Origin of the sequence: Curtobacterium sp. Leaf183 (genome assembly GCF_001424385.1) — a bacterium.
Taxonomy (GTDB): Bacteria; Actinomycetota; Actinomycetes; order Actinomycetales; family Microbacteriaceae; genus Curtobacterium.
Map to the genome: position 1 here is coordinate 25,161 of NZ_LMPO01000008.1, position 11,863 is coordinate 37,023.

An 11,863-nucleotide genomic window follows, 5' to 3' on the forward strand; every position below is an offset into this window, starting at 1 on the left:
CATAGCGGACGCAGGACCCCCGCCGTGCCACGGACGGCCACACCGGGTCCAGGACCGGCCCCTAGGGTGGTCCGATGCCGTCCCGCACCACTCGTGTCCTGTCCGCCCTCGCGCTCGCCGGCCTGGTGGTCGGGATCGCCGGGTGCAGTGGTGCCGCTCCCGTCGACGCCCGCCCGACGCTCGCGAAGGCCTCGTCGGACACCGTGACGGTCCTGGCGCAGGACGACCCGGCCGAACGGGCGATCCGCGCCAGCCGCGCGGTGTTCGCCACGGCACCGGGCGCCGTCGTCGCCCCCGCGGACGACGCGTCCGCCATCGGCACCGCGGCGAGCGCCGCCCGACGTGCCCACGTCCCGGTGCTGCTCGCGGGCTCCGGCGACCGCCGCGCGGTCGGGCACGAACTCGACCGCCTCGGTGCCTCCTGGTACCAGGCCGAGGGCGACGTCGACGTCAGCACCGACGTCGAGGAGCGGGACGCGCCGGACGGAGGCGAGGCACCGGAGCCGAGCCGGGCCTCCCGTCCGGCCACCGTGGTGGTGGCGGACGACCAAGCGGATGCAGCCGTCGTCGGGACGGCGCAGGCGGCCGGTGCCGAGGTCGTGGCCATGCCCGACGGCGTGACCGACCCGGCTGCGGCACCCGACGTCGTGCGCGCGCTGCACGAGCACCGGGACGCGTCGACCGTGCTCGTCGGCACGGCGTTCGCCGACCTGCCCGACCCGGGGTGGACCGTCCGGGCCGCCGAGACCGGGTGGCAGCTCCCCCACGGCGGCCAGCGACCGTTCGACGGCCACCGCTACGTCGCGATGTACGGCGCACCGGGTGCGCCGTCGCTGGGCGTGCTCGGTGAGCAGGACCCGGCGGCGTCGGTGACCCGGGCGAAGGAGCTGGCGGCGTCGTACGACGGCGTGTCCGACGAGCCGGTCACACCGGCGTTCGAGGTGATCGCGACGGTCGCCGCGGGTGCGGCCGGTGCGGACGGCGACTACTCGAGCGAGCTGCCGGTGTCGACGCTCGAGCCCTACGTCGACGCGGCGCACGACGCGGGCATGCCGGTGATCCTCGACCTGCAGCCCGGCCGCAGCGACTTCCTGTCCCAGGCGAAGCGCTACGAGTCGCTCCTGAAGCGCCCGGGCGTGTGGCTGGCGCTCGACCCGGAGTGGCGGCTGGGTCCGGACCAGGTGCCGCTGCAGCAGATCGGCAGCGTCAGCTCCGCCGAGGTGGACCAGGTGTCCGACTGGCTCGCCGGTCTGGTGCGCTCGGAGGGCCTGCCGCCCAAGGCCCTGGTCCTGCACCAGTTCCGGCTGTCGATGCTCCAGGACCGTTCCTCGCTGACGACACACCCCGAGCTCGACATGCTCATCCACGTCGACGGTCAGGGCTCGCAGCCCGACAAGCAGGCGACGTGGAACGCGCTGCACGTCGACGCTCCCGCCGGCGTCCACTGGGGCTGGAAGAACTTCTTCGACGAGGACACGCCCATGCTGACGCCGGAGCAGACGATGGCGGACGTGGCGCCGACACCGTCGCTGGTCACGTACCAGTAGCGGAACCTGCCGAGTTCTCCACAGCCAGGAGGCTCGTGGCCGGGTTCGTCGGTCGGTGCTGACAGCATGGGGGCATGTCCTCCCCCGTGCTCGGCTCCGGTCCGACCGTCCCGTCCGCAGACATCGCTGCCGAAGCGCAGCAGGCGCTCGCTGCGCTCACGGGGCGGCGTGACGCGGTCTTCCACCCCGGGCAGCTCGAGGCGATCTCCGCGCTGGTCGAGCACCGGCAGCGTGCGCTGGTGGTGCAGCGCACCGGGTGGGGCAAGTCGGCCGTGTACTTCCTGGCGACGCTGCTGCTCCGGCGTCGTGGGGGTGGGCCGACGGTGCTCGTGTCGCCCCTGCTGGCGCTCATGCGCGACCAGGTGGCTGCTGCTGCCCGGGCCGGCGTCCGAGCGGTCTCGATCAACTCTGCGAACGCCCACGAGTGGACCGACACCCAGGCGGCACTGGCACGCGACGAGATCGACGTCCTGCTGGTCTCGCCCGAACGGCTCAACAACCCGAAGTTCCGCGACGAACAGCTGCCGGCACTGGTCGGCCGCATGGGGATGCTCGTCGTCGACGAAGCGCACTGCATCTCCGACTGGGGGCACGACTTCCGGCCGGACTACCGCCGTCTGGCCGAGCTCATCCGTTCCCTGCCCCACGGCGTGCCCGTGCTGGCGACGACGGCCACCGCGAACGAGCGCGTGGTCGAGGACGTCGCCGAGCAGCTGACCGCCGGACCCGCCGACCCGGTGTTCACCATCCGCGGGTCACTCGCCCGCGCGTCGCTCCGGCTCGGGGTCCTGACCCTGCCGGACGCCCGCGCCCGGCTGGGGTGGCTGCTCGCGCACCTCGGCGACCTGCCCGGCAGCGGGATCATCTACACGCTGACGGTCTCCGCGGCCGAGGACATCGCGCGACTGCTGCGCGAGAGCGGCCACACGGTCCGGGCGTACACCGGCCGGACCGACACCGACGAACGCGAACAGCTCGAGCAGCAGCTCAAGGGCAACGAGCTCAAGGCCCTCGTGGCGACGAGTGCGCTCGGCATGGGGTTCGACAAGCCGGACCTCGGGTTCGTCGTCCACGTCGGGGCGCCGTCTTCCCCCGTCGCCTACTACCAGCAGATCGGCCGCGCCGGGCGTGCGACCGACAACGCCGACGTGCTGCTCCTGCCCGGGTACGAGGACCAGGAGATCTGGAAGTACTTCGCCAGCGCGTCGATGCCGACCGAGTCGCGCGCCTCGGCCGTCCTCGGTGCGCTCTCGACCGACAGTGCGATGTCGACCGTCGCGCTCGAGGGCCTGGTCGACATCAAGCGGTCCACGCTCGAGCTGCTCCTCAAGGTGCTCGACGTCGACGGCGCCGTGCACCGCGTCGCCGGCGGATGGGTCTCGACCGGGCAGCCGTGGTCGTACGACGCCGCCCGCTACGAACGCGTCGCTGCCGCCCGTTCCACTGAGGCCTCGTCGATGCTCGACTACGAGTCGACATCGGCGTGCCGGATGCAGCTGCTGCAGCAGGACCTCGACGACCCGTCCGCCGAGCCCTGCGGCCGGTGCGACAACTGTGCGGGGGTCTGGTACCCGACCGACGTGCCGGGCGACGCCGCGCAGGGCGCATCCACCGCCCTCGACCAGGTCGGCGTCGAGATCGCCCCGCGAGCGCAGTGGCCGTCCGGCATGAGCGCACTCGACGTCCCCGTGAAGGGCAAGTTGCCCGCGACCGAGCTCGTCGCACCGGGCCGCGCCGTCGCCCGGCTGACGGACCTGGGGTGGGGCGGTCCGCTCCGGGCGCTCTTCGCGCCGGGTGTCCCCGATGCCCCGGTGTCGCGCGACCTGCTCGACGGCTGCATCCGGGCGCTGCGGGACTGGCCGTGGGATGTCCGGCCGACCGGGGTCGTGGCGATGTCCTCACGGTCGCGACCGCAGCTCGTCGAGTCCCTGGCGTCGGCGCTGTCGTCGATCGGCAAGCTGCAGTTCCTCGGCACCCTCGAGCGGTCCGGCGGGGTCCCGCGCGGCGACGGTGCGACGAACAGCGCCTACCGCTTGGCGGGGGTGTGGGACAGCTTCGTCGTGGGGCCGGAGCTCGGTGCCGCGCTGCAGGACCACACGGGGCCGGTGCTGCTCGTGGACGACCTGGTCGACAGCCGGTGGACGATGACGGTGGCGGGTCGTGAACTCCGGCGGTCGGGGGCGTCGGCCGTGTTGCCGTTCGCGCTGGCCACCGTCGCGTAGCGTCGGGCACGCTGCCAGTGCCAGTGCCAGTGCCAGTGCTGGTGCCGGTGCCGGTGCCGGTGCCGGTGCCGGTCGAACCAGGGGGACGGATGGACATGGAACACGGGTGGGGTCACACGCCGTCGCCGAGGGCACCCGAGGGGCCGCTCCAGCGGGGCGCGACGATCGGGGGCACGCCGGCGCCGATCGGCCCGGCGTCGATCGGCCCGGCGCCGATCGGCTCGGCGCCGCCCGTGTCGGCGTACGCCGGGTCACCCCGGGGCGATCGTCGTCGGCGACCCGGCACGGCCCTGGCGGTGTCGGCGCTGGTGGTCGCGCTCGTCGCGCTGGGAGTCGGGATCGTCGCCGCCGCGATCGGCGTGTTCTGCGTCGTCTTCATCACCGCGTTCGGTGCCCCGCTCGAGGTCACGCGTCCCGCGATGGCCGGCTTCGCGGTTCGCGGCTCGGCCGTCACCGCCGTCCCGTTCGCCGCGGCGCTCGTCCTGCTCGCGATCGCCGCCGTCCGGCGGATCGAAGCCCGGTGGTGGGTCCCGCTGGCGGCCGTCAACGCCATCACGCTCGTCGGCCTCGGCATCGCGGCGCTGATCTGGTTCCACCCGGGCGTGCACGTCTCCTGGGACTTCTCCTCCTGACACGGACCAGCCCGCGGCGTCCCCACCGCGGGCTGGTCCGTGTCGCACGCTGCTCGGTCAGGCGGCGGTGCCGATCGCGTCGAGCTCGGCCACGGCGTCGTCCGGCAGCGTGAACCCGGCCGAGGCGACGTTGTCCCGCAGGTGCGCGACGGACGAGGTCCCCGGGATCAGCAGCATGTTCGGCGACCGCTGCAGCAGCCACGACAGCGCGACCGTCAGGCGCGAGACCCCGAGGCGTTCGGCGACCGAGTCCAGCGCTCCGGACTGCAGCGGCGAGAAGCCACCGAGCGGGAAGTACGGCACGTAGGCGATGCCCTGTTCCGCGGTGAGGTCGACGAGGGCGTCGTCCTCGCGGCGTGCGACGTTGTACATGTTCTGCACGCAGACGACGGGCGCGATGGCCTGGGCCTCGGCGAGCTGCTCGGCCGAGACCGTCGACAGGCCGAGGTGGTTGATGAGCCCCTGCTGCTGGAGTTCCGCGAGCGCCTCGAACTGCGGGGCGATGGAGCCGGGCTCCGGCGCGTCGAAGCCGCCCATGCGCAGGTTGACGACGTCGAGGCGCTCGACACCCAGGCGGCCGAGGTTCTCGTGCACCTGCTCGACGAGCTCGTGCGGCTCGCGAGCGTGCGGCCATCCGCCCTCCGCGTCACGACGAGCGCCGACCTTGGTCACGATGCGCAGGTCGTCGGGGTAGGGGTGCAGGGCCTCGCGGATGACCTCGTTCGTGACGTGCGGGCCGTAGAAGTCGGAGGTGTCGATGTGGGTGATGCCCAGCTCGACGACCGTGTGCAGGACGCGGATCGCCTCGTCGCGGTCGGTGGGCGGCCCGAAGACGCCAGGTCCGGCGAGCTGCATCGCGCCGTACCCGACGCGGGTGAGTTCGAGGTCGTCGGCGAGGCGGAAGGTGCCGCCGGGGAGCGTGGTGGTGGTCATGGGTCCCACGATGCTCTGCCGCGACGACGTGCGCCAGGTCCCGCCCGTCCTGGGTCCGGCGGACCCAGGATGCGCGTCGACGCCCGGTGGCCGGCCAGGCGTCGAGACGGGTGGCCTGCCAGGCGTCAGGACCGGTGGCCGACCAGCCGCCGGACCGCTTCCTCGACCCGGAGTCGGCGCTCCGCATCGGGCACCGGTTCCGTCAGCGCGGACGCGGGCAACGACGCCTCGGCGCCCACGACCGCCAGCACGAACGCCAACAGCTCCGCGGCGTCGAACACGTCCGGGTCGACCGCGCCGCCACCCGAGCTCGCGAGCAAGCGGACCGCCTCGGTGGTGACGGTCGGCAGCTCCGCGCCGGCTCGGACGCGGTCGTACAGCTCGCCCGCGGACCGGGGCAGGTCGTCGGGGTCCAGGCGGAAGGTCGTCATCATCGCGATCCTACGGAGCGTCCCGGCGAGCGGGCTTGGGGAACGTGGTGCGCATGTGGTCCGAGGTCAGGACGTCGCCGATGCCCACCATGAGCACGGAGAACAGTATCTGCTCGATGACCATCCAGAACGGGTAGAGCCCGGGGATCGCGGCGACGATGAGCGTCACGATCGGGAAGATCCTGCTGAAGAGCCGCAGCCGCTGGTACGCCCAGTAGTAGCCGAGCTGCGCACGCCAGGCGAAGACGTAGAGGGTCAGGGTGATGAGCAGCACCACCGTGGCCCGGAACCACACCGCCCAGGGCACGGTCTGTCCGTCGCGGGTCAGCAGGACCGCGACGACGATCGCCGCCAGCCCGACGACGGTCTCCGCGACGAGCAACCACCGGATCCAGCGGAACGAGCGCACCGTGTCGGGGTGGTCGAGCATGTCGCGACGGATGACGTAGCCGGCCTGCCGGCCGCCGGCCAGGCGGTCGAGTCGCAGGCGGCACCAGACCCGGTCGGCGAGTGCGGGGAACGTCACCCGTCCATGGTGCCGCATCCGGCGTCGAACGCGGACCACGGGCCTCCAGGCCGGATCAGGTGGAGGGCAGCAGCTCGGCACCGCCCAGGATGGTCGTCGTGTTCCAGTCGAGGACCACGAGCGAGTGCACCGAGGGCGGCAGGATCTGCGGGGTCCGCAGGTCGATGACGACCGAGGACGCGCCGTGCGGGATGACCCCGACCTCGACCGGGTCGCCGTCCGGGATCCACTCGGCGTCCGCACCGGTGCCGACGACGTCGCCGCCGGTCAGCTGCACCCGCATGTCGGCGCTCCTGCGGTCGGTCGAGAACCCCGTGATCGTCACGCGCACGGTCCGCTCGGCGATGCGCGCGACGCTCACGTGGCCGACCGTCTTCGCGCCGATCGGGATGATCTCGCCGTCGACGGGCAAGCCGGTGCGGTACCAGGGCTGGTCGATGGGCGGTGGGCTCGCGGTCACCGGCACGGACGACGGAGCGTCCGCGACGAGCGGCTGCGGTGTCGAGCGTCCGGTCGGCACCGGAACGGACAGGAGCACCGAGATGGCGACCACCCCCGCGACCACCGCTCCGCCCGCCGCGATCCATGCGGTGCGGGTGGGTCCGAGCGGCGGTGCCATGCACGGAGCGTACGCCAGCGCACCCGGTGGGACGACGACGGCCGCCGGGGGCAGGTGCCCCGGCGGCCGTCGTCGTCGTGCTGGATCGGATCAGGTGCGCTTCCGGCGCTCGCGGACGCGCATGTTCACGGTGATCGGGGTCCCCGCGAAGCCCCAGACCTCGCGCAGACGCCGGGTGATGAACCGGCGGTACTGCGGGTCGAGGAACTGGGTGGTGAAGAGCACGAACGTCGGCGGCTGGCTCGCGGCCTGGGTCCCGAACAGGATGCGCGGCTGACGCCCACCACGGACCGGGTGCGGGTGCTCCTGCACGAGCTCGGCGATGAAGGCGTTGACCTTGCCGGTCGGGATGCGGGTGTCCCACGACTCGAGCGCGGTCTCGAGCGCTGGTACCAGCCGCTCGAGGTGGCGGCCGGTGCGGGCGGAGATGTTGACGCGCGGGGCCCAGGCGACGTGCGCCAGGTCCTGCTCGATCTCGCGCTCGAGGTACCGGCGGCGTTCGTCGTCGAGCAGGTCCCACTTGTTGTAGGCCAGCACGAGTGCGCGGCCGGACTCGAGCACGAGGTCGATGATGCGCAGGTCCTGCACGGACACCGGCTCGGTGACGTCGAGGACGACGACCGCGACCTCGGCCTTCTCGAGCGCGGCGGTGGTGCGGAGCGACGCGTAGAAGTCGGCACCCTGCTGCAGGTGCACGCGTTTGCGGATGCCGGCGGTGTCGACGAAGCGCCAGACGCGCCCGCCCAGCTCGACCTGCTCGTCGACCGGGTCCCGGGTCGTGCCGGCGAGCTCGTTCACGACGACGCGCTCTTCGCCCGCGGCCTTGTTGAGCAGCGAGCTCTTGCCGACGTTCGGGCGACCGAGGATCGCGACGCGACGCGGGCCGCCGATCTCCTGCTTCGCGACGGCGGAGATGTCGGGCAGCGTGGTGATGATGAGGTCGAGCAGGTCGGCGACGCCGCGACCGTGCAGTGCCGACACCGGGTGCGGCTCGCCGAGGCCCAGGTTCCACAGCTCGTACGCGTCGAGGTCACGGCGCTCGTCGTCGGACTTGTTCGCCACGACGATGACCGGCTTGTCGGTGCCGCGCAGCATCTTCACGACGTGCTCGTCGGTGGCGGTGATGCCCACCGTGACGTCGACGACGAACAGCACGGCGTCGGCGAGGTCGATCGCGACCTCGGCCTGCAGCGCGACCGAGGCGTTGATGCCCTTGGCGTCGGGCTCCCACCCGCCGGTGTCGACGAGGGTGAACCGCTTGTCGTTCCACTCGGCCTTGTAGCTGACGCGGTCGCGCGTGACGCCGGGGACGTCCTGCACGACGGCTTCGCGGCGTCCGAGGATGCGGTTCACGAGCGCGGACTTGCCGACGTTCGGCCGCCCGACGATCGCCAGGACCGGCAGCGCGGGCAGGATGAGGACGCCGTCCTCGCCGAGGGTGCCCGCCTGGAGGAGCGCGACGTCCTCGTCGTCGAGCTCGTACTCCTCGAGCCCGGCCCGCAGAGCGGTCGCCCGCTGCTCGGCTTCGGTCTCGTCGAGGCTCGCGATGCGCTCACCCAGGGAGTCGTCGTACTCCGGGAAGTCGTCGTGCTCTGGTCCGTTGTCCGGTTGCGCCATGGTGGTTTCCTTGCCGGCGGCCGCCTGGCCGCGTGTCAGTGTCCGGCCGTGCGGGCCAGGTCGACGACCGCTTGTACGGTCTGGTCGAAGTCGAGGTCGGTGGAGTCGAGCGTCGTGACGCCGTCCGCGGCGTTCATGAAGTCGACGACCTTCGCGTCGGCGGCGTCTCGTCGGGCGAGTGCTGCCGAGGTCTCGGCGGCCGACTGGGTCGTGACCTCTGCCGAGCGCCGTGCCATCCTAACCTGCTCGTCGGCCGTCAGGAGGATCCGGACCTCGGCGTCGGGCGCCACGACCGTGGTGATGTCGCGTCCTTCGGTGATGATGCCCTGCGCGTCGGTCTTGCGCATGACGTTCCGGAAGAGCTGCACGAGTCGTGCGCGGACCTCGGGGAGCTTGGCGATGTGCGCGACTGCGGCGGTGACGTCCGGGGTCCGGATCGCGTCGGTGACGTCGTCGCCGTTGACGCGGACGAAGTAGGCGTCGGGGTCGGTGCCGATCTCGTAGTCGAACGTGTCCCAGCTCGCCAGGACCGCGGCGGCGTCGTCGAGGTCGACCCGCTGCTGCAGCGCGTGCCACGCGAGCGCCCGGTAGGCGGCACCCGTGTCCTGGTACCCGAAACCGAGCGCCCGGGCCGCCGCCCGCGAGACGCTGGACTTGCCGCTGCCGGCCGGGCCGTCGACCGCGATGACGAACTTGGCGACGTAGGCGCCGTCCGTCAGGCCCGCGGGCATCGGGTCGCGGGTCATGCCCGGCTCGCCGCCGCCCTGGCCGTCCGCGCCGCCGGTCAGGCCCTCGGCCGGGCCGGGCTGGCCGGCCGGGGTGGGCAGCCCGGTGTCGGGGCCGTCCGGTCCCCCGGTCACCCCGCTGTCGGTGGCGATGCCGTGCGTCTGCTGGTCCTCGTTCACGCCCATGCTGCTGCGATCCTCCATCCGCGGCTCTCGAGTTCGTCGACGAGTCGCTGTTCCTGCTCGGGGACGACCGACACCTCGACGATGCCGATCGGTCCGCCGGGTGAGTGCTCGAGGCGCAGGTCCTCGAGGTTGATGCCGATCTCGCCCATCAGGGTCAGGAGCTCGGCGATCTGCCCCGGTCGGTCGTCCACCAGGACGACGACCTGGGCGAAGCGCTTGGTCGTGCCGTGCTTGCCCGGCAGTCGCTCGACGCCGCGGTTGCCCGACGCCATCGTCTCGGCGAGTGCCCGGGGTGCGCCGGGCGCGTCCGGATCGGCCAGGGCGTCAATGACCCGCGTGAGTTCGTCGCGCAGGTCGGTGAGCACCGGTCGGATGCGTGCGGCGTTGGCGCCGATGATCTGCACCCACAGGCCCGGGTCGCTCGCCGCCACGCGCGTGACGTCACGGACGCCGCCGCCCGCGAGTCCGAGCGCGGACTCCGGGGCGTCGACCAGACGCGAGGCCATGAGGGTCGAGACGAGCTGCGGCACGTGCGACATGACGGCGACGGCCTGGTCGTGGAGCTCGGGGTCCATCGGGACGACGATCGCTTCGAGATCGAGTGCGAGGTCCTCGACCACGGCGGCCCGACGGTAGGTGATCGCGTCGTGTCCGGCGATCACCCAGGGTCGACCGATGAACAGGTCCGCACGCGCCGCGGTCGGACCGCTGCGCTCGCGACCGGCCATCGGGTGCGACCCGATGTAGCGCGAGACGTCGGCGCCTGCCGCGCGCAGGCGTTCGAGCGGTGCCGACTTCACGCTGGCGACGTCCGTGACGACAGCGTCCGGGTGGTCGGCGAGCTCGCGCTCGACCACCTGCGCGGTGACGTCCGGTGGGACCGCGACGACGACCAGCTCGGGCGCGTCGCCCGCGGCCGGACGGCGACCAGCACCGTAGTCGACGGCCAGCGCCAGCGTCGCCGGCGAGACGTCGTCGAGGATCACCTCGACGCCCTTCTGCCGGAGCCCCAGACCGATGGAGGCACCGAGCAGCCCGGCGCCGACGACCCGGACCGGTCCGCGGACGCGACGGTCGTGGTCGGGCTGCGGCTGGTCGGTCACCCGGCCAGCCTACCGATCCACGACCGTCACCTGCGGATCAGTCGCTCGTCTCGGCGTTGGGGTCGCCGACCGGCTTGCCCGCGCCGCGCGCGATCCCGAGCAGCTGCCCGAGTTCGACGCTCGTCAGCTCGCGCGTGCGTCCGCTCGGCAGACTGCCGAGGTGCAGCGGGCCGAACGACCGGCGCACGAGCTCGTTCACCGGGTGCCCGACGGCGTCGAGCATCCGACGGACGACGCGGTTGCGGCCGGAGTGCAGGGTCAGCTCGACCAGGGACTCCCCCCGCGACGACTCGAGCAACCGCACCTTGTCGGCGGCGATCCGTCCGTCCTCGAGCTCGACACCGTCCAGGAGCATCTGCACCGTCGCGGGGTTCACGTTGCCGGCGACCTTCGCGATGTAGGTCTTGGTGACGCCGAACGACGGGTGCGCGAGCACGTGGGCGAGGCTGCCGTCGTTGGTGAGCAGCAGCAGGCCCGAGGTCTCGGCGTCCAGGCGCCCGACGTTGAACAGGCGCTCCTCGAACTTCTCGACGAACTGGGACAGGTCGGCGCGACCACGCTCGTCGAGCATGGTCGACACCACGCCCGTCGGCTTGTTCAGCAGCACGTAGCGCCGCGAGGTGTCGACCTGGATCGGCACGCCGTCGACGGAGATCTGGTCGTGCTCGGCGTCCACGCGACGCCCGAGGGCGTCGACGACCTCGCCGTTCACCGTCACACGGCCCTCGGCGATCAGGTTCTCCGCCACACGCCTGGACGCGACCCCGGCCGCGGCCATCACCTTCTGCAGGCGCTCGCCCTCCGGCTGGAGGTCGGCCGCGGTCGCGGCAGCACCCTCCGCGGCGTCCCAGTCGGGGATGATCGGGCGTTCCGGCGTGCCCTCGAGCGGCGTGCCCTCGGCGTCGCGCTGCCCCTCGGGACGGGGCGTGGTGCCGCGATCGCGGTTCCGCACGGTCGCGGTGCCACCGACGTAGCGGCGGCCGTTGTGCCAGACACGGCTGGCAGGGGCGTCCCCACCCTGACCATGACGGTCGCCGCCCTGACGCGGATCGCGACGGTCGTCGCGGCGGTCACGCTGGTCCCGGTCCGCGTTGCTCCAGCGCGGCCGGTCGACCCGGCGGTCACCGGTCGGCGCCGGTCGGCGGTCGTCGTCGCGACGGCCGTACCCGCGATCGTCACGACGATCGTCACGCGCAGCCGGACGGGAGGCCCCGGTGCCGTACCCACGATCGTCACGACGTGCGCCCCCACGGTCGTCGTCACGACGGCCGTACCCTCGATCGTCACGACGATCGTCCCGCGCAGCCGGACGGGAGGCCCCG

12 protein-coding genes are annotated in these 11,863 nt (G+C 72.8%); 4 read left to right on the forward strand and 8 right to left on the reverse strand.

The window, feature by feature from the left end; translation table 11 throughout:
- Window positions 1-74 precede the first annotated feature (74 nt).
- From ASG04_RS06510 to ASG04_RS17325, 3 genes are all read left to right on the forward strand, one after another.
- A complete protein-coding gene (locus tag ASG04_RS06510) occupies window positions 75-1,547 on the forward strand; it encodes a hypothetical protein (protein ID WP_056121694.1) in 1,473 nt (490 codons plus the stop codon).
- Between the two features lie 74 nt (window positions 1,548-1,621).
- Window positions 1,622-3,769 (forward strand): RecQ family ATP-dependent DNA helicase, encoded by a 2,148-nt coding sequence (locus ASG04_RS06515; protein WP_056121696.1) that lies wholly within the window; start codon window positions 1,622-1,624, stop codon window positions 3,767-3,769.
- A gap of 89 nt (window positions 3,770-3,858) precedes the next feature.
- Window positions 3,859-4,401: a hypothetical protein gene (locus ASG04_RS17325; RefSeq protein WP_156463559.1), complete on the forward strand. Its 543-nt coding sequence runs from the start codon at window positions 3,859-3,861 to the stop codon at window positions 4,399-4,401.
- A 57-nt stretch (window positions 4,402-4,458) separates the two neighbouring features.
- On the opposite strand, the gene ASG04_RS06525 is transcribed toward ASG04_RS17325, so the two are convergent.
- From ASG04_RS06525 to ASG04_RS06560, 8 genes are all read right to left on the reverse strand, one after another.
- Entirely contained in the window at window positions 4,459-5,334 is an 876-nt protein-coding gene (locus tag ASG04_RS06525; protein WP_056121700.1) for an oxidoreductase, read from the reverse strand.
- Between the two features lie 125 nt (window positions 5,335-5,459).
- Window positions 5,460-5,765, reverse strand: a complete 306-nt coding sequence (locus tag ASG04_RS06530; RefSeq protein WP_156463560.1) for a hypothetical protein — start codon at window positions 5,763-5,765, stop codon at window positions 5,460-5,462.
- Window positions 5,766-5,775: 10 nt separating this feature from the next.
- Complete coding sequence (locus ASG04_RS06535) at window positions 5,776-6,291, reverse strand: hypothetical protein (protein WP_235515463.1); 516 nt, start codon at window positions 6,289-6,291, stop codon at window positions 5,776-5,778.
- 55 nt (window positions 6,292-6,346) lie between these two features.
- Entirely contained in the window at window positions 6,347-6,910 is a 564-nt protein-coding gene (locus ASG04_RS06540) for a hypothetical protein (RefSeq protein WP_056121707.1), read from the reverse strand.
- Between the two features lie 90 nt (window positions 6,911-7,000).
- Entirely contained in the window at window positions 7,001-8,527 is a 1,527-nt protein-coding gene (der, locus tag ASG04_RS06545; RefSeq protein ID WP_056121709.1) for a ribosome biogenesis GTPase Der, read from the reverse strand.
- Window positions 8,528-8,562: 35 nt separating this feature from the next.
- On the reverse strand, window positions 8,563-9,258 hold the full coding sequence (cmk, locus tag ASG04_RS06550; protein ID WP_056123689.1) for a (d)CMP kinase: 696 nt from the start codon (window positions 9,256-9,258) through the stop codon (window positions 8,563-8,565).
- A gap of 170 nt (window positions 9,259-9,428) precedes the next feature.
- Entirely contained in the window at window positions 9,429-10,541 is a 1,113-nt protein-coding gene (locus ASG04_RS06555; protein ID WP_056121710.1) for a prephenate dehydrogenase, read from the reverse strand.
- 37 nt (window positions 10,542-10,578) lie between these two features.
- Window positions 10,579-11,319, reverse strand: coding sequence for a pseudouridine synthase (locus ASG04_RS06560; protein ID WP_056123692.1), 741 nt, complete (start codon window positions 11,317-11,319; stop codon window positions 10,579-10,581).
- A gap of 246 nt (window positions 11,320-11,565) precedes the next feature.
- Here ASG04_RS06560 and ASG04_RS17565 point away from each other — a divergent pair.
- Window positions 11,566-11,863 (forward strand): hypothetical protein (locus ASG04_RS17565; protein WP_200938414.1); only part of this gene is annotated, 298 nt, incomplete at its 3' end.